Below are 18919 nucleotides of genomic sequence, written 5' to 3' on the forward strand. Positions count from 1 at the left end.
GGCAATTGGCCAGCGGACCAGTCGCCGCATGCAAACGCAAGCGACGGGACCGGCATGCGACGCACGCGGATCGCCTGCGGGTCACATCCGCCGTCGACCTTCAATAAAGGACCGTTCTGCCGATCTGATTGCGATCAATCAGGCCGGAACGCTCAAGAGCGGCTCATGACTATGAAATCGGCAACGCGCTCGCCACAACAGTGAGGCCGACTGCAAATCCGCCGCTCAAAACCCGATGGCGAGGAGAAGCCCCGCCGTCACGGCCGTTACCAAAGCTGCAACGCCATAGGTCAGAAGCCGCCGCCCCATGTCGCTGAACACATGCATATCCTTCAGCGTGAGGTAAAGCCGCTCGGCCGCGTGCCAGAAGAACAGCGAGATCACCGCCCAGATCACGGCCTTGCCGAGCCAGTTTTGCGTGAACGCAAGCGCGTTTTCGTAACTCAGCGCCTCGGGCGCAACGCCGATGCCTTGCGGCGCGAGGACGCCTGTCACGAGGATCAGGCCGACGCCAAACAGCGCCGACAGCGTGCCGCCTGCGCCGAACAGAAGCCAGAAGATCGGCGCGTTGCTGCGCTTTTCGGGAGCGTGCGGCATCAGAACGGCCTCCACAGAACGAATGCGACGAGCGCCGTCGAGCAGATGATGGCGACGGAAGTCCCGATCAGCGTGATGAGCCTTTGCGGCACGGGCGAGCCTCTGACGACAAGCTTCGGCATCGTTTTCGGCAAAATCTGGAACCACGTTCGCAAGTGCCAGATCATGGCGATGAGCAGCGCGGCATGCAGGACGAGCGACGCGGGCGAAGCGAGCCAGCCGCGCCAGATGTCCCATGCCGCAGGGCCTTGCACCAGCGCGACGAGACCGGAGAGCAGCACGGCGGCGTAGATCGCGATGGTAACGCCCGAAAGCTCGCGGATGGTGTAATGCCGGAAAGGCCGGCGCGCCCACCAGTCGCGAGGCATGGGGCGCACATAAGGGCGGCGGTCGCTCATTTCGCGTCCCTTTTCTTCAAGAAGCGCAGGAAGTAATCGAGCGCCGTGTTCATCTTGTTCTGGTTGACGGCGTGCATCGGGTCCACGGCCTTCGGGCAGACATCGCTGCATGCGCCGACCGCCGTGCAGCCCCAGACGCCGTCTTCCCCGTGCACCGCATCGATGCGCAGCGCGCTCCCGCCGTCGCGCGAATCGCCGTTGTAGCGCTGGAGGATCGCCATCGCGGCCGGACCGACGAATTTCGGGTTCTCGCCATATTGCGGGCAAGCCGCGTAGCAGAGCATGCAGTTGATGCAGGCGCTGAAGTTTTCATACGCTTCAAGCTGCGCGGGCGTCTGATTATAGGGCCCCTCCGAAACCGGCTTCGGGTGCTTGGGAATGAGCCAAGGCGTGACGCTCTCGATCTTCTTCACGAAGTCGTCGACCGTCACAACGAGGTCGCGTTCGATGGGGAAATGAGCAAGCGGCTCGACTGTGACAGGCCCCGGCGCGAGGTCGCGCAGCAGCGTATGGCAGGCGAGTTTCGGCTCGCCGTTTATCATCATGCCGCAGCTTCCGCAGATCGCCATGCGGCACGACCAGCGGAACGTCAGGCTGCCGTCGACGGTGCCCTTGATCCACTGGAGCCCCTGCAACACCGACATGTCGCGCGTGTACGGCACGGTGAAGCTCTGATGATGAGGCTTCTCGTCCGTCTCCGGATTGTAGCGCAGCACGCGCAGCTCGATGGTTTTATCCGCGCGCTCAGTCATGCTTGTGCGCCTTCGCTTCTTCGAGTTTGACGCCCGCTTCGCCGTAAGCGCGCTGGCCCGGCGGCGACTTGGTGATGGTCACTGGCGCATAGGTGATCTCCGGCGCGGCACCATCGCGATAATGCGCGAGGCTGTGCGCGAGGTAATGCTCGTCGTCGCGGTTTTCGTAGCCGTCGAGCCGCTGATGCGCCCCGCGCGACTCCTTGCGCTCCAGCGCCGAGTACGCGATGGCCTCCGCCACGTCGAGCTGGAAGCCGAGTTCGATGGCGGTGGTCCAGTCAGTGTTCCAGACGCGGGTATGATCGTCGAGCACGACATCCGCATAGCGCTTTTTCAGGTCGGCGAGCGTATCGCAGGTTTGCCGCGTCTCGTCGCCGAGCCGATAGATGCCGCAGCCTCGCTCCATCGCAGACGCCATCTCATCGCGCAGCGCGGCGTGTCGCTCACCTTTGCCCTTCCGGTTCAGAAGCGCGAGCGCCCGGTCTTCCGCCGCGCGCGCCTGATCGAGAAGACGGCCACGGTCGCCGTTCGATGAGCCTTGCGCGAACGTCGCCGCCTGCTCGCCCGCGAGACGTCCGAACACCGAAAGTTCCGCGAGCGAGTTGGAGCCGAGCCGGTTCGCGCCGTGAATACCGACGCTGGAGCACTCTCCGGCGGCGTAAAGGCCGGGGAGCGGCGCGGCGGTTCGGCCATCCACGAGAATGCCGCCCATCGTGTAGTGTATGGCGGGCCGAACCGGGATCGGCTGCTCCGCCGCGTCGACGCCCATGTAATCCTTCGCAAGGTCGTAGATTTGCGGCAGGCGTTCGAGGATCTTGTCGCGGCCGAGATGCGTCAGATCGAGCAGCACGGCGTCGCCATGCGGCGTCTCGATGGTGCGCCCCTTGCGCTCCTCATGCCAGAAAGCCTGGCTGACACGGTCGCGCGGGCCAAGCTCCATGAACTTGTTGCGCGGCTCGGGCAAAGCCGGGCCGAGGCCGTAATCCTGCAAGTAGCGATAGCCGTCCTTGTTGCGCAGGAAGCCCCCTTCGCCGCGCGCCCCCTCCGTGAAGAGCACGCCGCTGCCCGGCATGCAGGTCGGGTGGTACTGCATGAACTCCATGTCGCGCAGGGGCACGCCGTGCCGGAAGGCCAGCGCCATGCCGTCGCCGGTGACGATGCCGCCATTGGTGTTCTGCGGGTAGACGCGGCCCGCGCCTCCCGTCGCGATGATGACGGCGCGCGCGGTGACGGCGGTGAATTCGCCGGTGGAGATGTTGAGCAGCACCGCGCCCTGTGCGCGGCCATCGTCCACCAGAAGGTCCGTACAGAAAAACTCGTCCAGCCGTTTGATGGACGGGTACTTCATGGATGTCTGATAGAGCGTATGAAGGATGTGGAAGCCGGTGCGATCGGCGGCGAACCAAGTGCGCGCGATCTTCATCCCGCCGAACCGCCGCACCGCGATGTCGCCATCCGGCTTGCGGCTCCATGGGCAGCCCCAATGTTCGAGCTGGATCATCTCCGGCGTGCAGTGCTCGACGAAATACTCAACCACGTCCTGTTCGCAGAGCCAGTCGCCGCCTGAAACGGTGTCGTCGAAATGAGCCTGAAGACTGTCGGTATCCTGCAGCACGCCAGCCGAGCCGCCTTCCGCGGCGACGGTGTGGCTACGCATCGGATAGACCTTCGACACCAGCGCAATCGACAAACCCGGCGCGGCTTCGGCGGCTGCGATTGCCGCACGCAGGCCGGCTCCCCCCGCGCCCAGTATCAGTATATCGGCTTCGATGTGCTCCACTCGGAGTTCTCCCTCCCGCGCGAGACTGTTTCCTGCCCCAGCTTCTCTTCACAAGATAATGATTGGCGGGCGAATTCGCTCGCCGCGCCGATGGCCGCGCCGAAGATAACCGATCCGTGATGAAAGATCGTGGGCTCTGTGTCGCCAAAATGTATCTGATTTTGCGAAAGTGGCACGAAGTCCGCACACGGATCGCCGGAGCGCCTCGACGGTTACGCACCCCCGCCTCGCTCGGTCGGGGCGCGCGTCCGGCACGCTTGGACCGTCCCCATGGCTGCACCCATTTCCCGGGCGCCCGCCTGCCTGCTGTGTAAAGGCGCGAAACAAAAAAGCCGCGCTTCACAGCGCGGCCCGGAATTTCATTTGATCGAGGTGCTTTCAAGCTCGGCCCGATCGCCGAGCTTCCGCGACAAGCCGCGCGAAGCTTACGCCGCTTCGGCTTCGTCCTCGGCGTCCTGAACGGGACCGGAGTCCAGTCCCTTGGCGTTGACGTCGCGATCCACAAGCTCGATGACCGCGAGCGGGGCATTGTCGCCATAGCGGAAGCCCGCCTTGAGAACGCGTGTATAGCCGCCCGGACGGTCCGCGTAGCGCGGAGCGAGCGTGGCGAAGAGCTTCGCCACCTGCGTCTCGTCGCGAAGCCGAGAGGCGGCGACGCGGCGGGCGTGAAGGTCGCCGCGCTTCGCAAGCGTGATAAGCGCTTCCACGACGCCGCGCAGATCCTTCGCCTTCGGCAGGGTGGTCACGATCTGCTCATGCTTGATGAGAGCAGCCGCCATATTGGCGAACATGGCCTGACGGTGGCTCGCCGTACGATTGAATTTACGACCGGATCTACGGTGACGCATTGTCTCGTCCTCAAAACTTCGCCGCGCCGGACTGCGCCCCGCGGTCTGATTGGTCTGTTAGTAATGGTCCTCGAAGCGCTTCGCCAGTTCTTCGATGTTCTCCGGCGGCCAGTTCGGGACTTCCATGCCGAGATGCAGCCCCATGCCGGCAAGCACCTCTTTGATTTCGTTCAGAGACTTACGCCCGAAATTCGGCGTGCGCAACATCTCCGCTTCGGTCTTCTGGATGAGATCGCCGATGTAGACGATATTGTCGTTCTTCAGGCAGTTCGCCGAACGCACCGAAAGCTCGAGTTCGTCGACCTTCTTGAGCAACGCCGCGTTGAATTCGAGTTGCGGGATACGCTCCTCGGCGACTTCCTTGCGCGGCTCTTCGAAATTCACGAAGATCGACAGCTGATCCTGAATGATGCGTGCCGCGAGCGCCACCGCGTCTTCCGGAGAAACGGCGCCATTCGTTTCGACGTCGAGCGTCAGCTTGTCATAGTCGAGGATCTGACCTTCGCGCGTGTTGGCGATGCGGTACGAGACCTTCTTGACCGGGCTGTAAAGGCTGTCGACCGGAATGAGGCCGATCGGCGCGTCGTCGGGGCGATTGCGCTCGGCGGGCACGTAGCCCTTGCCGATGGCCGCAGTCAGCTCCATCCGAACCGTTGCGCCCTCGTCGAGCGTGCAGAGAACGAGATCGGGATTAAGGATTTCAACGTCCGGACCGGCATCGATGTCGCGCGCGCGAGCCACGCCGGGCCCCTCCTTGCGCAGCACCATCCGCTTGACGCCCTCGGAGTGGATGCGAAGGGCGATCTCCTTGACGTTCAGCACGATGTCCGTGACATCCTCGCGAACGCCCGGAATGGACGAAAATTCGTGCAGCACGCCGTCGATGTGAATCGTCGTGACCGCGCCGCCCTGAAGCGACGACAGCAGAACGCGGCGCAGCGCGTTACCGAGCGTCAGGCCGAAACCGCGCTCAAGCGGCTCCGCGACGATGGAAGCCACGTATTTCGGATTCGCCCCGGGGATCACGTTGATCTTGCCCGGCTTGATGAGATCCTGCCAATTCTTGTTAAGCACGTTTCATTCCTTATACGGCGGCATCAGGCGCGAGGTACCCCGCGCCCGCTCAACTCAGGCGAGACCTGCCCTAGCCTCGCGTCGCGCCCGCCGAAGCGGCGGCGCGACGGAAATCGAAAATAACGGTCGCCCTGCCCGGATGACCGGAACGGCGATCTTTATACGCGGCGACGCTTGCGCGGGCGGCACCCGTTGTGCGGGATCGGCGTCACGTCGCGGATCGACGTCACCTGGAACCCGCAAGCCTGGAGCGCGCGAAGGGCCGACTCACGTCCCGAACCGGGGCCGCTGACCTCGATCTCGATGGTACGCATGCCGTGTTCCTGAGCCTTGCGGCCCGCGTCTTCGGCGGCCACCTGCGCTGCGTAGGGCGTCGACTTGCGCGAACCCTTGAATCCCATCGCGCCCGACGAAGACCACGAAATCGCATTGCCTTGCGCGTCCGTGATCGTGATCATCGTGTTGTTGAAGCTCGCATTCACATGCGCAACGCCCGATGCAATATTTTTCTTCTCGCGGCGTTTGACGCGCGCTTTTTCCTTCGCCATCGTCCCAGTCCCAAAAAATCGAAGCTACAGCGCGATCCACAGATCCGGCGAGACGCCGAGCGCGGACCGCGCCACCTTCAAAGCCAGCCCTTACTTCTTTTTACCGGCGATGGGCTTGGCCGGACCTTTCCGCGTGCGCGCGTTCGTATGCGTCCGCTGACCGCGCACCGGCAGGCCGCGACGATGCCGAAGGCCGCGATAGCAGCCCAAATCCATCAGCCGCTTGATGTTCATCGCAACTTCGCGACGCAGATCGCCCTCGACGACGTAATCGCGGTCGATGACCTCACGGATTTGCAGGATCTCCGCGTCGCTCAGCTCGTTGACCCGGCGTTCCACCGGGATGCTGACCTTGTCACAGATTTCCTTCGCGAATTTCGGGCCGATGCCATGGATGTAGCGAAGGCCGATTTCAACGCGCTTATTGGAAGGGATGTTCACACCCGCGATACGTGCCACGTGGTCCTCGTCGTGTTGCTAAGTTCGAGCGGGTGTCCGCTCATACCGAAAATAAGACAACGGCGCCTGTGAGGCAAAAACCTCCAGACCACCGCAGATCATGAGCCAAGGGCGCCAATATAGTCACCCTTTGCTAATAAGTCCAGACGCGAATGCGCAAGAAAGTCTGCGAACGATCTTGCGCCCCGAATTGATGCGCGAAGGCATCAGCCCGCCGCCCCCAGGATGTCATTCATCTGACGCGTCACCGTTTCGATGGGCGCGTCGCCATTCACCGTCTTGAGCTTTCCCTGCGCCTTGTAGAAGTCGACCAGCGGCTTCGTCTGGGTGTGGTAGACCTCAAGACGCTCCTTCACCGTTTCCGGCTTGTCGTCAGAGCGCCGCTTGAACGCCGTGCCGCCGCAACGGTCGCAGGTGTTCTCGGCCTTCGGCAGACGAAAGAAGTCGTTGTAGACCTCGCCGCAGCTCCCGCAGGTGAAGCGCCCCGCGATGCGCTTGACGAGCAGGTCGTCCGGCACATCCACAAGGATCACGGCGCCGATGGTCTTGCCGTGCTTCGTGAGAAACGCGTCGAGTTCCTCGGCCTGCTGATTCGTCCGTGGGAAACCGTCGAGAATGAAGCCCGGCTTGTCGGCGGGGAAATTCTCAAGTGTCTCGAAGACGACGCCCATCACGACCTCGTCCGGCACGAGCTGGCCGCTCTCCATATAGGATTTCGCCAGCTTGCCGACTTCGGTGCCGTTCGCCACGGCCGCCCGAAGCATGTCTCCCGACGACAGCTGCTTGAGGCCGAAATTATCTTCCAGATACTTCGACTGCGTGCCTTTGCCGGAACCGGGAGGGCCAAGCAAAATGATGTTCATCGACGTTTCGCTCCCCTAAGCTTCGCCTTCTTGATGAGGCCCTCGTATTGATGTGCCAGCAGATGGCTCTGCACCTGCGCAACCGTATCCATCGTAACACTGACAACGATGAGAAGCGAAGTGCCGCCAAAGTAGAAGGGCGCCTGCATCTGATAGGACAGGATTTCAGGCAGGATGCACACCGCCGAGACATAGGCAGCGCCGACGAGCGTGATGCGAGTCATCACATAGTCGATGTATTCCGCCGTTCGCTGGCCCGGACGGATGCCGGGGATGAACCCGCCATACTTCTTGAGGTTTTCGGCCGTATCCTTCGGATTGATGACGATCGGCGTGTAGAAGAAGCAGAAGAAGACGATCAAAGCCACATAGAACAGGATGTGCAAAGGCTGCCCCGGCCCGAACAAGGTAAGCACCTGGTTCAGCGTCTCGGAGGACTTTCCGACGATCTGCTCGATCGTCGCGGGCAGATAAAGCAGCGTGGACGCGAAGATGGGCGGGATCACGCCGGATGCATTCAGCTTCAGCGGCAGATGCGAGCTGTCGCCCTGGAACATGCGGTTGCCGACTTGCCGCTTCGGATACTGGATCGTCAGCCGACGCTGCGCCCGTTCGAAGAAGACGACGACCGTAATGACCGCGACCATCATGACGAACAGCCCGAGGATGACCGCCGGTGAAAGCACGCCGCTGCGGCCCTGTTCGAGGATGCGATAGAGCGCCGTGGGCATTTCGGCCACGATACCGGCGAAGATGATCAGCGACGCACCATTGCCGATGCCACGCGCCGTAATCTGTTCGCCGAGCCACACGAGGAACATCGTGCCGCCGACGAGCGAAACGACGGTCGTCAACTGGAAGAACCAGCCGGGTTCGAGCGCCGAGCTGTTGAGCCCCTGCGCGGTCAGCGTCGCCTGTACCGTCGCAATTACGACCGTAAGGTATCGCGTATACTGGTTGATCTGCTTGCGGCCGGACTCGCCTTCCTTCTTCAGCGCTTCAAGCGTCGGAATAACCGACGTCAGCAGCTGAATGATAATCGATGCCGTGATGTACGGCATGATGTTCAGGAGGAAGATCGCGGAACGGGAAAGAGCGCCGCCCGAAAACACGTTCAGCATCCCGAAGACGGTGTTCGGGGCGCTTTCGAACAGTTTCGCAAGAAGCGCTGTGTCGATACCGGGCAGCGGAATGAACGTGCCGAGCCGATAGATCAGCAGGGCGCCGAGCGTGAACAAAAGCCGCTGCTTGAGTTCACCGGCCTTTGCAAACGTCGAAAATTTGAGGTTAGCGGCGAGTTGTTCCGCTGCGGAAACCATGACTGCGACTCCGGTTGCGGCGCTTGGGGCGCGGGGGCGCCCGGAGCGTCTGCGCGAGTTTAGCTCGTTAATTCGTCACTGTTTAAGCTCACAGAGCCGTGCGAACGATCCGGTGTCGTGGAACGTAGCGCGGCCAAATCAGTCTGCCTTGGGAGCGCGGGCTTCGCGCTTGGCCAGCGCCTCGCGGCGACGCACGGCACGCTTGCCGTCACCGGCGAGACGATCCTCGCGCGGCAGGGTGATTTCCACCGATCCGCCCGCAGCTTCGACCGCCTTCACCGCCGCTTCGGAAGCCTTGGCGACCTTGAAGGTCAGCTTCGACTTCACTTCACCGCGCGCAAGAAGCCGAACGCCATCGCGCTCGCGACGAAGCGCGCCGCTCTGGACGAGTGCCTCGGCGTCGATCACCTTCGAGGCATCGAGCTTCCCGGCGTCGATGGCTTCCTGAACGCGGTCGAGGTTGATGTGCGCGAATTCGAGGCGGAACGGGTTGTTGAAGCCCCGCTTCGGCAGACGCATGTGGATGGGCATCTGGCCGCCTTCAAAGCCCTTGATGGCCACGCCCGAGCGCGCCTTCTGACCCTTGACGCCGCGGCCGCCCGTCTTGCCCTTGCCGGAGCCGATGCCGCGACCGACGCGGATGCGGTCCTTCGTGGCGCCAGGATTATCTCTCAACTCGTTCAGCTTCATAATTCCGTCTCCGGTCGGCGCGTTGCGCTTCCCTTATCGCTTTTTTGCGTCCACCGGCACACCGTTTTCTTCAACGATGCGCACGAGATGCGAAACCTTGTTGATCATGCCGCGGATGGCCGGATTATCGGCCACGACCTTGCGGCGGTGCATCTTGTTCAGGCCGAGGCCCACCAGCGTCTCGCGCTGGTCGAACGGCCTGCGGATCGGGCTGCCGATCTGCTCGATGGTGAGCGTCTTCTTCGCTTCCGCCATGATCGCCTCCCTTACGCCTCAGCCTGAGCGGAGGCCTGGCCTTCCGCGCCGTCACGACGACGGGTGACGATCTCGCTCACCTTCTTGCCGCGACGCGCCGCGACACCGCGCGGGCTGTCTTCATGCTTCAGCGCATCGAACGTCGCGCGAACCATGTTGTACGGGTTCGAAGTGCCGATCGACTTCGCCACGACGTCCTGCACGCCGAGCGTCTCGAAGACGGCGCGCATCGGGCCGCCCGCGATGATGCCGGTGCCGGGAGGCGCCGCGCGGAGGAACACCTTGCCCGCGCCGTGATGACCGTGCACGTCGTGATGCAACGTGCGGCCTTCGCGCAACGGAACGCGGATGAGGTTGCGCTTCGCGGAGTCGGTCGCCTTCTTGATGGCATCCGGCACTTCGCGCGCCTTGCCATGCCCGAAGCCGACCCGGCCCTTCTGGTCGCCGACGACGACGAGTGCTGCAAAACCGAAGCGACGACCGCCCTTCACCACCTTGGCGACGCGGTTGATATGAACGAGCTTGTCCACGAATTCGCTGTCGCGATCATCGCGGTCCCGTTCCTTGCCTCTTTCACGTGGATCACGAGCCACGAGCGTACCCTTTCATTTGTCTCAGACCGGAAGGCCCGAGGCGTATATTAGAAGTTCAACCCAGCTTCGCGAGCGGCGTCTGCGAGCGCCTTTACGCGGCCGTGATACATGTAGCCGCCGCGATCGAAGACGACATCCTTGATGCCGGCCTTGATCGCGCGTTCGGCGACGAGCTTGCCAACGGCCGCAGCCGCGGCGACATCGGTGCCTTTCGACAGGCTGCTCTTGAACTCGGCGTCGAGGCTCGAAGCCGAAGCAAGTGTGTGCCCCTTGGTGTCGTCGATGATCTGAGCGTAGATATTCTTCGACGAACGGAACACGGACAGGCGAGGACGGTCGCCCTGCGCCCGGCGCAGGCTGCGACGAACGCGAGCCTTGCGGCGATCGTAACTGGAGAGCGGAGAGGCCATCGTTCGTCCCTACTTCTTCTTGCCTTCTTTGCGCTGAATGTACTCGCCCTGATAGCGAACGCCCTTGCCCTTGTAAGGCTCGGGACCGCGGAAACCGCGAATTTCAGCCGCTACCTGGCCGACCTTGTCTTTCTCGATGCCGGTGATGGTAATCTCGGTCGGCTTCGGGACGGCGATGCTGATGCCCTCCGGCACGGGATACAGCACATCGTGGCTGTAGCCGAGCTGAAGCTTCAGCGCCTTGCCGTCAAGCGCGGCACGATAACCGACGCCCGTGATTTCGAGCGTACGGGTGAAACCATTCGTCGTGCCGACCACGAGGTTTTCCACGAGCGAGCGCGACATGCCCCACATAGAGCGGGCACGCTTGGAGTCGGTTCTGGGCTTGACGGAAATAGCACCGTCTTCCAGCTTCACCTCGACGTCATCGACGAGCGTGAGCGAAAGCTGACCTTTCGGCCCCTTCACCGTCACTGTCTGTCCTTCAACCGTCGCCGTCACGTTCTTCGGGACGGGGACCGGCTTCTTGCCAATTCGGGACATCGTCCAAAACCTTCTTCTTCTTCCTGCTGCTCCGGCCAAGACCGCCTATCAGGGTCTCGCCGGCCGTTCAGAAAACTTCGCTGTCGTGCTCCAGCCTTCGCTTAGAACACGCTGCACAAAATTTCGCCGCCGACATTCTCGGCCCGGGCTCGCGTATCCGACATCACGCCTTTCGGTGTGGAGAGGATCGCAACGCCGAGACCATTCGCGATGGTCGGCAAATCCTGCACGCTCGAATAGACGCGGCGGCCAGGGGTCGAAACGCGCTTGATATCACGAATGACGGGAGCGCCATCATAATATTTCAGCTCGATCTCGAATTCTGTCTTGCCACCGCCGTACTCGATTTCGGCGTAGCCGCGGATATAGCCTTCTTCCCGAAGAACGTCGAGGACGCGCGCGCGCAGCTTCGACGCAGGGGTCGAGACTTTGGGCCTGCTACGCATCTGCGCATTGCGAATCCGCGTCAGCATATCGCCCAGTGGATCGGAAACCGTCATTGCTCTGTGATCCCTACCAGCTCGACTTCACCAAACCGGGGATAAGTCCCTGATTGCCCAGTTCACGCAGCGAAATACGCGACATCTTCAGCTTGCGGTAGAAACCGCGCGGACGTCCCGTCACCTCGCAGCGATTGCGGATGCGGGTCGGCGAACCGTTCCGCGGAAGCTGCGCAAGCTTGAGGCGGGCCGCGAAGCGCTCCTCGATCGGCAGATTCTTGTCGTTCGCAATCGCCTTCAGCTCCAAGCGCTTCTCAGCATCGCGCGCTGCTATGCGCCGACGCTTGTTGTTGCGCTCGATCATGCCTGTCTTAGCCATAGTGCTCCTCCCTCGCCCTACTGCCGGAACGGGAAGTTGAATTGTTTCAGGAGTGCGCGAGCCTCGTCGTCCGTCTCGGCCGTGGTGCACACGATGATGTCCATGCCCCAGATCTGCTCGACCTTGTCGTAGTCGATTTCCGGGAAAATGATGTGCTCCTTGACGCCAAGCGCATAGTTGCCGCGCCCGTCGAAGCTCTTCGCATTCAGACCGCGAAAGTCCTTGACGCGGGGCAGCGCGATGGTGACGAGCCTGTCGAGGAACTCGTACATGCGCGCCTTGCGAAGCGTCACCTTGACGCCGATCGCCATGTTTTCGCGCAGCTTGAAGCCCGCAATGGACTTGCGCGACTTGGTCATCACCGGCTTCTGGCCCGCGATAAGCGTCATGTCGCGCAGCGCCTGCTCGACCTTCTTGCGGTCTGCCGTCGCCTCGCCGATGCCCATGTTGAGCACGACCTTGGTAATCTCCGGAACCCGCATCGGGTTGGAGTACTTGAACTGTTCCATCAGGGCCGGACGCGCGACCTCGACGTAGCGTGTCTTGAGCCGGGGCACGTACCCGTTCGTGGCTTCCGCTTGCTTAGTCATCGATCGTCTCGCCCGAGCGCTTGGCAACTCGCACCTTGCGCCCGTCTTCCAGGATTTTGAAACCGACGCGCGTAGCCGATCCGTCCTTCGGATCTTCCAGCGCGATATTCGAGATGTGGATCGGCGCTTCCTTGGCGACGATACCGCCTTCCTGCGCTGCCGACTGCTTCTGGTGACGCTGCACGACGTTCACGCCCTGGACGACGGCGCGATTTTCGGTCGGGAAAACCTTCACGACCTCGCCGCGCTTGCCCTTGTCGCGCCCGGCCAGAACGACGACCTTGTCGCCCTTTTTGATTTTCAGCTTAGGCTGCGTCATTACAGCACCTCAGGCGCAAGCGAGATGATTTTCATATGCTGCTTGGCGCGGAGTTCGCGCGGCACCGGTCCGAAGATGCGCGTACCAATCGGCTCGCGCTGATTGTTGATGAGAACGGCCGCGTTCGAGTCGAAACGGATCACGCTGCCGTCGGGACGGCGCACCGGAAACGACGTGCGCACGATCACCGCCTTCATCACCTGGCCCTTTTTCACGCGGCCCTTCGGGATGGCTTCCTTCACGCTGACGACGATGACGTCGCCGATCGTGGCTGTCCGACGCATCGAGCCGCCGAGCACCTTGATGCACATGACCCGGCGCGCGCCGCTGTTGTCGGCGACATCCAGATTAGTTTGCATCTGTATCATTGCAGTTCACCTTTCAGACGAGGAAGCTCTTGGCCTGCCCCGCGTTCAATCACTCAGACGATGGCCCGGATGTCGCCGGATCGAGGACGACCCACCGCTTGTTCTTCGAAATCGGAGCACTTTCCTGAATGCGAACCACGTCGCCCTCATGGAAGGTGTTGTTCTCGTCATGCGCGTGATACTTCTTCGTCAGGCGCACTGTCTTCTTCAGAACCGGGTGCGTTAGACGGCGCTCGACCTGCACGACAACGGTCTTGTCGTTCTTGTCCGAGACCACCACACCCTGCAAAACGCGCTTCGGCATTTTCTTCTTCCTTAACTTTGCGCTTCGGCGACGCGCTTCTCGCGCTCGACCGTCTTGATTCGCGCAATGGTGCGCCGGACGTCTCTGACGCGCGCCGTGTTGTTCAACTGCGACGACGCCTTCTGAAAGCGAAGGTTGAACTGCTCGCGCTTGAGCTTGATGAGTTCGTCTTCAAGCTGGTCCAGCGTGAATTTGCGAATGTCTTCGAGTTTCATGGCCGCCTTATTCCTTCACAGCCGCGATTTCGCCGAGACGCACAACCACGCGGGTGCGGATCGGCAGCTTCGCCGCGCCGAGACGCAGAGCCTCGCGAGCGGTTTCCTCGCCGACACCATCGATCTCGAACATGATCTTGCCCGGCTTGACGCGCGCCGCCCAGAATTCCGGCGAGCCCTTGCCCTTACCCATACGAACTTCGGTCGGCTTCTTAGAAACCGGCAGGTCCGGGAACACGCGGATCCAGACACGCCCCGCGCGCTTCATCTGGCGGGTGATCGCGCGGCGAGCCGCCTCGATCTGCCGTGCCGTCACGCGTTCCGGTTCCAGAGCCTTCAGGCCGTAGCTGCCAAAGTTAAGCGAGGTGCCGCCTTTGGCATTGCCATTCATCCGGCCTTTGAAAGCCTTCCTGAACTTTGTTTTCTTCGGTTGCAGCATCGCTCACACCATGATCCAAAGCCGCGCCAACAAGGCTGCGGGTCTTATGTCTTTTCCGTTTAGCGGTCGCGATCGCGTCCGCCGCGTTCCCGATCACCGCGGTCACGACGCGGTCCGCGCCCTTCCGGACGCCCGCCGCCCGGACCGCCGCTCTCCTGGCTTTCCATGGACCGACGCTCCTGAGCCATCGGATCATGCTCAAGGATCTCGCCCTTGAAGATCCAGACCTTCACGCCGATCACGCCATAAGCGGTCTCTGCAACGGCCGTACCGTAGTCGATGTCGGCGCGCAGCGTATGCAGCGGAACGCGACCGTCGAGATACCATTCCATACGCGCGATTTCAGCGCCGCCGAGACGGCCCGAAACGTAGATGCGCACGCCTTGAGCGCCGAGGCGAAGCGCCGACTGCGTCGCGCGCTTCATGGCGCGGCGGAACGCAACGCGGCGTTCGAGCTGCTGGGCGATACCCTCCGCAGCGAGCGTCGCGTCAAGCTCGGGCTTCCGAACTTCGACGATGTTCAGATACACCTCGGACGTGGTGAACTTCGCAAGCTGGCCGCGAAGCTTCTCGATATCCGCGCCCTTCTTGCCGATCAGGATGCCCGGGCGAGCGGTGTGCACCGTAACGCGGCACTTCTTGTGCGGCCGCTCGATGACGACCTTCGAAATGCCCGCCTGACGGCGCTGCTTCATGATGAACTCGCGGATTCGGAAGTCTTCATGCAGAAGCTTGCCGTATTCGCCCTTGTCCGCATACCACCGGCTGTCCCAGGTGCGGTTAATGCCGAGCCGCAGCCCGATCGGGTTGACTTTCTGCCCCATTAGGCCTGCTCCTGAACTTCTCTCACAACCACGGTGAGTTGCGAAAACGGCTTCTCGATGCGCCCCATGCGGCCGCGGGCGCGGGCATGAAAGCGCTTCAGCACGAGGTTCTTGCCCACATAGGCTTCGGCGACGATGAGCTGATCGACGTCGAGATTGTGGTTGTTCTCAGCATTCGCGATGGCCGACTGAAGCGTCTTCTTCACGTCCTGCGCGATGCGCTTGCGCGAGAAGGTGAGGTCTGCGAGAGCCTTGTCCACCTTCTTGCCGCGAATGAGTTGGGCGACGAGGTTCAGCTTCTGCGGGCTCACGCGAAGCGAACGCGCGACCGCCTGGGCCTCGTTATCCTTGATCCGCCGCTCTGTTTTCGGTTTCGACATGGCTACCTCTTCTTCGCCTTCTTGTCGGCGGAGTGGCCGTAATAGGTGCGCGTGGGCGCGAACTCGCCGAACTTGTGGCCGACCATGTCCTCGGAGACGAGCACCGGGATATGCTTCTGGCCATTGTGAACGGCGAAGGTCAGGCCGACAAACTGCGGCAGGATCGTCGAACGCCGGCTCCAGATCTTGATCGGCGCGTTGGATTTCTTATCGCGGGCGGCATCCGCCTTGGCGATCACATAGCCGTCGACAAACGGCCCTTTCCAGACTGAGCGTGTCATCGCGGCCTCTACTTCTTCTTCACGTGGCGGGCGCGGACGATAAACTTATCCGTGCGAATGTTCTTACGGGTACGATTGCCCTTGGTGCCCTTGCCCCACGGGGTGACGGGATGACGGCCACCGGAGGTGCGGCCTTCACCACCGCCGTGCGGATGGTCGATCGGGTTCATGGCGACACCGCGAACGCTCGGGCGCTTGCCGAGCCAGCGGTTGCGGCCCGCCTTGCCCAAATTCTGGTTCGAATTGTCGGGGTTCGAGACGGCACCGACGGTCGCCATGCAATCCGCCTGAACCATGCGCATCTCGCCGGAGTTGAGGCGAAGGATAGCCATACCCTGGTCGCGGCCGACGAGCTGAGCGTAGCACCCGGCGGAGCGCGCGATCTGGCCACCCTTGCCGAGCTTCAGCTCGACATTGTGGATGATCGTGCCGATCGGCATGTTGGCCAGCGGCATCGCGTTGCCCGGCTTCACGTCGACCTTCTTGCCGGAAACGACCTTGTCGCCGACGTTCAGGCGCTGCGGGGCCAGGATGTAGGCCAGCTCGCCGTCTTCGTACTTGATCAGCGCGATGAACGCCGTGCGGTTCGGGTCGTATTCGAGCCGCTCGACCGTCGCGACGACGTCGAACTTGCGCCGCTTGAAGTCCACGATGCGATAATTACGCTTGTGGCCGCCGCCGCGACGCCGCGAAGTGATGCGACCGTGCACGTTCCGACCGGCGCTCTCGGCGCGCCCCTCGGTCAGCGCCTTCACCGGCTTGCCCTTCCACAGCTGGGAACGGTCGACCAGGACGAGCTGGCGAAGACCCGGCGTTATGGGGTTGAATGTCTTTAATGCCATGGCGAATGCGCCCTTACCGAAGTCTGCCTTACAGCGTTGTCGTAATGTCGATCGATTGGCCCTCTTTCAGGGTCACGATCGCTTTCTTGAAATCGCTCTGCTGGCCCTTGACGCCCTTGAACCGCTTCACCTTGCCCTTGCGGATCAGGGTGTTGACGGCAACGACGTTGACATTGAAGAGGCGCTCGATGGCCTCCTTGATGTCCGGCTTCGTCGCGTCGATCGCTACCTTGAACACCACCTGATTGTTTTCGGAAACCAGCGTGGACTTCTCGGTGATGATCGGCGAGCGGATCACGTCGTAGAGTTCTTCTTCCCTCATTTGAACCGCTCCTCCAGCGCTTCGAGCGCCGCGCGGGTCAGCACGAGCTTATCCCGACGCAAAATGTCGTACACGTTGATGCCCTGAACCGGCAGCACATCCACGTTCGGGATGTTGCGCGCGGCGAGCGCGAAATTGTCCTGCAGCGCGGCGCCATCGATGATGAGCGCGTTCGACAGGCCAAGACCGGCGAACTTGCCGCGAAGCTGCGCGGTCTTCGGCTCGGCTACTTCCGCCTTGTCGAGGACGACGAGCGCATCCGCCTTCGCCTTGGTCGAGAGCGCGTGCTTCAGAGCGAGCGCGCGGACCTTTTTCGGCAGATCGTGCGCATGGCTGCGCGGAACCGGGCCTGCGGAGCGACCGCCACCGCGGAACTGCGGCGGCTTGTCGTTGCCGTGACGGGCCTGACCGGTGCCCTTCTGCTTGTAGATCTTCTTGTTCGGACCGTTCACTTCGCTGCGCGCCTTGGCCTTGTGCGTACCGGCCTGGCGCTTCGACAGCTGATAACGGACCATGCGTTGCAGGATGTCCGCGCGAGGCTCCAGCGCAAACACTGCGTCGTCCAATTCCACGCTTCCCGCATTGGAAGCGTCAAGGGTGATGACTTCCGCCTTCATTTATGCCCCCGCTCCCGCAGCCGCGGTGTCGTTGTTGGCTTTGCGGAACGCACCCGGCTTGGGGGCGTCCTTCGGAAGAGGCTTCTTCACGGCGTCCTTCACGAGAACCCAGCCGCCCTTTGCGCCGGGAACGGCGCCGCGGATGAGCAGAAGGCCGCGCTCGACGTCCGTCTTCACCACCTGCAGATTTTGCGTGGTGACGCGGTCGACGCCCATGTGGCCGGCCATCTTCTTGCCCGCGAAGGTCTTGCCCGGATCCTGACGGTTACCGGTAGAACCATGAGAGCGGTGCGAGATCGAAACACCGTGAGTCGCGCGCAAGCCGCCGAAGTTCCAGCGCTTCATGGCGCCCGCGAAGCCCTTGCCGATGCTCGTGCCGATCACGTCGACGAACTGACCTTCCAGAAAATGGTCTGCGGTCAGCTCAGCGCCGATCTCGATGACATTTTCCGGCGTCACGCGGAACTCGACCACCTTCGCCTTCGGCTCAACCTGAGCCTTTGCGAAATGGCCGCGCTCTGCGCGCGTCACGTTCTTGACCTTCCGCGACCCCGCGCCGACCTGAATCGCCGTGTAACCGTTCGCTTCCTGCGTCCGGTGCGCGATCACCTGGCATTGATCGAGCTTCAACACCGTTACGGGCACATGCTCGCCCGCTTCGGTGAAGATTCGCGTCATGCCAACCTTCTGTGCCAACAATCCCGATCGCATCGGTCTGCCTCAGTTTCCTTCGCCGCTATCGAAAGCGGCTGAATCCTTTGTTCAACTCCCGCCATCCGCTCCTGCGGCCGGCGCATCCAACGTGCCGCGCGGGCCCGGCCCGAATTCCCCGCAAACGGGGCGCAGCGTCATAAAACCTTCAGCGACACGCGCTAAAGCTTGATCTCAACATCCACGCCCGCCGCGAGGTCGAGCTTCATGAGCGCATCAACCGTCTGCGGAGTCGGATCGACGATGTCGATCAGGCGCTTGTGGGTGCGCATTTCGAACTGCTCGCGGCTCTTCTTGTCGATGTGCGGCGAGCGGTTCACCGTGTACCGCTCGATGCGTGTCGGGAGCGGGATCGGCCCGTGCACATCCGCGCCCGTCCGCTTCGCGGTATTGACAATCTCCTTCGTGGAGGCGTCGAGCACGCGGTGGTCGAACGCCTTCAGCCGGATGCGAATGGTTTGGCCTGCCATATCAAACTCCCAATAGAAGAGGCGCTCCGTTTTTGGAGCGCCCGCTCCGTCGTCCCCGTATTATTTACTTAATGATGCTGGCAACCACGCCGGCGCCGACTGTACGGCCGCCTTCGCGGATAGCAAAGCGAAGCTTTTCTTCCATGGCGATCGGCACGATCAGCTCGACTTCCATCGAGACGTTATCGCCCGGCATGACCATTTCCGTACCTTCCGGCAGCTTCACCACGCCCGTCACGTCGGTCGTGCGGAAGTAGAACTGCGGACGGTAGTTGGTGAAGAACGGCGT

At 62.2% G+C, this 18919-nt stretch carries 31 protein-coding genes and 1 pseudogene; all 32 read right to left on the reverse strand.

Features of this window, described 5'->3' with window-relative positions; translation table 11 throughout:
- Positions 1–225 precede the first annotated feature (225 nt).
- Positions 226–597 carry a fumarate reductase subunit FrdD gene (gene frdD / locus QM659_RS11715; RefSeq protein ID WP_415188564.1) on the reverse strand — a complete coding sequence of 124 codons (372 nt, stop codon included), beginning with the start codon at positions 595–597 and terminating at the stop codon, positions 226–228.
- Complete coding sequence (locus tag QM659_RS11720; RefSeq protein ID WP_415188565.1) at positions 597–995, reverse strand: fumarate reductase subunit C; 399 nt, start codon at positions 993–995, stop codon at positions 597–599. The genes frdD and QM659_RS11720 overlap by 1 nt, the downstream gene beginning before the upstream one ends.
- Complete coding sequence (locus QM659_RS11725) at positions 992–1747, reverse strand: succinate dehydrogenase/fumarate reductase iron-sulfur subunit (RefSeq protein WP_415188566.1); 756 nt, start codon at positions 1745–1747, stop codon at positions 992–994. The genes QM659_RS11720 and QM659_RS11725 overlap by 4 nt, the downstream gene beginning before the upstream one ends.
- Complete coding sequence (gene frdA, locus QM659_RS11730; RefSeq protein ID WP_415188567.1) at positions 1740–3527, reverse strand: fumarate reductase (quinol) flavoprotein subunit; 1788 nt, start codon at positions 3525–3527, stop codon at positions 1740–1742. Before frdA ends, QM659_RS11725 begins: the two co-directional genes overlap by 8 nt.
- Before the next feature lie 425 nt (positions 3528–3952).
- Entirely contained in the window at positions 3953–4375 is a 423-nt protein-coding gene (gene rplQ / locus QM659_RS11735) for a 50S ribosomal protein L17 (protein ID WP_127078710.1), read from the reverse strand.
- 57 nt (positions 4376–4432) lie between these two features.
- Positions 4433–5449, reverse strand: a complete 1017-nt coding sequence (locus QM659_RS11740) for a DNA-directed RNA polymerase subunit alpha (RefSeq protein ID WP_127078712.1) — start codon at positions 5447–5449, stop codon at positions 4433–4435.
- Between the two features lie 158 nt (positions 5450–5607).
- Positions 5608–5997, reverse strand: coding sequence for a 30S ribosomal protein S11 (rpsK, locus tag QM659_RS11745; protein ID WP_013420576.1), 390 nt, complete (start codon positions 5995–5997; stop codon positions 5608–5610).
- A 90-nt stretch (positions 5998–6087) separates the two neighbouring features.
- Positions 6088–6456: a 30S ribosomal protein S13 gene (gene rpsM / locus QM659_RS11750; protein WP_127078714.1), complete on the reverse strand. Its 369-nt coding sequence runs from the start codon at positions 6454–6456 to the stop codon at positions 6088–6090.
- A gap of 206 nt (positions 6457–6662) precedes the next feature.
- Positions 6663–7319 (reverse strand): adenylate kinase, encoded by a 657-nt coding sequence (locus tag QM659_RS11755; protein WP_415188568.1) that lies wholly within the window; start codon positions 7317–7319, stop codon positions 6663–6665.
- Entirely contained in the window at positions 7316–8638 is a 1323-nt protein-coding gene (gene secY, locus QM659_RS11760) for a preprotein translocase subunit SecY (protein ID WP_127078718.1), read from the reverse strand. Before secY ends, QM659_RS11755 begins: the two co-directional genes overlap by 4 nt.
- Before the next feature lie 138 nt (positions 8639–8776).
- The gene (rplO, locus tag QM659_RS11765) at positions 8777–9328 is read right to left on the reverse strand and encodes a 50S ribosomal protein L15 (protein ID WP_127078720.1); all 552 of its coding nucleotides are present in this window, start codon (positions 9326–9328) and stop codon (positions 8777–8779) included.
- Positions 9329–9361: 33 nt separating this feature from the next.
- Positions 9362–9583 (reverse strand): 50S ribosomal protein L30, encoded by a 222-nt coding sequence (gene rpmD, locus QM659_RS11770; protein WP_127078722.1) that lies wholly within the window; start codon positions 9581–9583, stop codon positions 9362–9364.
- Between the two features lie 11 nt (positions 9584–9594).
- Positions 9595–10176 carry a 30S ribosomal protein S5 gene (gene rpsE / locus QM659_RS11775; RefSeq protein WP_127078724.1) on the reverse strand — a complete coding sequence of 194 codons (582 nt, stop codon included), beginning with the start codon at positions 10174–10176 and terminating at the stop codon, positions 9595–9597.
- Between the two features lie 47 nt (positions 10177–10223).
- On the reverse strand, positions 10224–10586 hold the full coding sequence (gene rplR, locus QM659_RS11780) for a 50S ribosomal protein L18 (protein ID WP_127078726.1): 363 nt from the start codon (positions 10584–10586) through the stop codon (positions 10224–10226).
- A 9-nt stretch (positions 10587–10595) separates the two neighbouring features.
- Positions 10596–11129, reverse strand: a complete 534-nt coding sequence (gene rplF / locus QM659_RS11785) for a 50S ribosomal protein L6 (protein ID WP_127078728.1) — start codon at positions 11127–11129, stop codon at positions 10596–10598.
- A gap of 101 nt (positions 11130–11230) precedes the next feature.
- Positions 11231–11629 carry a 30S ribosomal protein S8 gene (gene rpsH, locus QM659_RS11790; RefSeq protein WP_013420567.1) on the reverse strand — a complete coding sequence of 133 codons (399 nt, stop codon included), beginning with the start codon at positions 11627–11629 and terminating at the stop codon, positions 11231–11233.
- Between the two features lie 13 nt (positions 11630–11642).
- Complete coding sequence (gene rpsN, locus QM659_RS11795; RefSeq protein WP_127078730.1) at positions 11643–11948, reverse strand: 30S ribosomal protein S14; 306 nt, start codon at positions 11946–11948, stop codon at positions 11643–11645.
- Between the two features lie 17 nt (positions 11949–11965).
- Positions 11966–12538 (reverse strand): 50S ribosomal protein L5, encoded by a 573-nt coding sequence (gene rplE / locus QM659_RS11800; protein WP_127078732.1) that lies wholly within the window; start codon positions 12536–12538, stop codon positions 11966–11968.
- The gene (gene rplX / locus QM659_RS11805) at positions 12531–12857 is read right to left on the reverse strand and encodes a 50S ribosomal protein L24 (protein ID WP_127078734.1); all 327 of its coding nucleotides are present in this window, start codon (positions 12855–12857) and stop codon (positions 12531–12533) included. The genes rplE and rplX overlap by 8 nt, the downstream gene beginning before the upstream one ends.
- Positions 12857–13225: a 50S ribosomal protein L14 gene (rplN, locus tag QM659_RS11810; protein WP_037232763.1), complete on the reverse strand. Its 369-nt coding sequence runs from the start codon at positions 13223–13225 to the stop codon at positions 12857–12859. Before rplN ends, rplX begins: the two co-directional genes overlap by 1 nt.
- Before the next feature lie 49 nt (positions 13226–13274).
- Complete coding sequence (rpsQ, locus tag QM659_RS11815; protein WP_127078736.1) at positions 13275–13529, reverse strand: 30S ribosomal protein S17; 255 nt, start codon at positions 13527–13529, stop codon at positions 13275–13277.
- Positions 13530–13540: 11 nt separating this feature from the next.
- Positions 13541–13744 carry a 50S ribosomal protein L29 gene (gene rpmC / locus QM659_RS11820; RefSeq protein WP_013420561.1) on the reverse strand — a complete coding sequence of 68 codons (204 nt, stop codon included), beginning with the start codon at positions 13742–13744 and terminating at the stop codon, positions 13541–13543.
- 7 nt (positions 13745–13751) lie between these two features.
- Complete coding sequence (gene rplP / locus QM659_RS11825) at positions 13752–14183, reverse strand: 50S ribosomal protein L16 (protein ID WP_127078738.1); 432 nt, start codon at positions 14181–14183, stop codon at positions 13752–13754.
- A 59-nt stretch (positions 14184–14242) separates the two neighbouring features.
- Positions 14243–15007 carry a 30S ribosomal protein S3 gene (gene rpsC / locus QM659_RS11830; protein WP_127078740.1) on the reverse strand — a complete coding sequence of 255 codons (765 nt, stop codon included), beginning with the start codon at positions 15005–15007 and terminating at the stop codon, positions 14243–14245.
- The gene (gene rplV / locus QM659_RS11835) at positions 15007–15387 is read right to left on the reverse strand and encodes a 50S ribosomal protein L22 (protein WP_013420558.1); all 381 of its coding nucleotides are present in this window, start codon (positions 15385–15387) and stop codon (positions 15007–15009) included. The genes rpsC and rplV overlap by 1 nt, the downstream gene beginning before the upstream one ends.
- 2 nt (positions 15388–15389) lie before the next feature.
- Complete coding sequence (gene rpsS, locus QM659_RS11840) at positions 15390–15668, reverse strand: 30S ribosomal protein S19 (protein WP_127078742.1); 279 nt, start codon at positions 15666–15668, stop codon at positions 15390–15392.
- Positions 15669–15676: 8 nt separating this feature from the next.
- Positions 15677–16510 carry a 50S ribosomal protein L2 gene (rplB, locus tag QM659_RS11845; RefSeq protein WP_127078745.1) on the reverse strand — a complete coding sequence of 278 codons (834 nt, stop codon included), beginning with the start codon at positions 16508–16510 and terminating at the stop codon, positions 15677–15679.
- Positions 16511–16538: 28 nt separating this feature from the next.
- Positions 16539–16832, reverse strand: a complete 294-nt coding sequence (locus tag QM659_RS11850) for a 50S ribosomal protein L23 (RefSeq protein WP_127078747.1) — start codon at positions 16830–16832, stop codon at positions 16539–16541.
- The gene (rplD, locus tag QM659_RS11855; protein ID WP_127078749.1) at positions 16829–17449 is read right to left on the reverse strand and encodes a 50S ribosomal protein L4; all 621 of its coding nucleotides are present in this window, start codon (positions 17447–17449) and stop codon (positions 16829–16831) included. Before rplD ends, QM659_RS11850 begins: the two co-directional genes overlap by 4 nt.
- Positions 17450–18160 carry a 50S ribosomal protein L3 gene (rplC, locus tag QM659_RS11860; RefSeq protein WP_127078751.1) on the reverse strand — a complete coding sequence of 237 codons (711 nt, stop codon included), beginning with the start codon at positions 18158–18160 and terminating at the stop codon, positions 17450–17452.
- A 161-nt stretch (positions 18161–18321) separates the two neighbouring features.
- Complete coding sequence (gene rpsJ, locus QM659_RS11865; protein ID WP_013420552.1) at positions 18322–18630, reverse strand: 30S ribosomal protein S10; 309 nt, start codon at positions 18628–18630, stop codon at positions 18322–18324.
- 64 nt (positions 18631–18694) lie between these two features.
- A pseudogene (gene tuf, locus QM659_RS11870) lies at positions 18695–18919 on the reverse strand (elongation factor Tu); the annotation flags it as partial.

The sequence above is a fragment of the Rhodomicrobium sp. genome (assembly GCF_047605405.1).
In the GTDB taxonomy this organism is placed as follows: Bacteria; Pseudomonadota; Alphaproteobacteria; order Rhizobiales; family Rhodomicrobiaceae; genus Rhodomicrobium; species Rhodomicrobium lacus.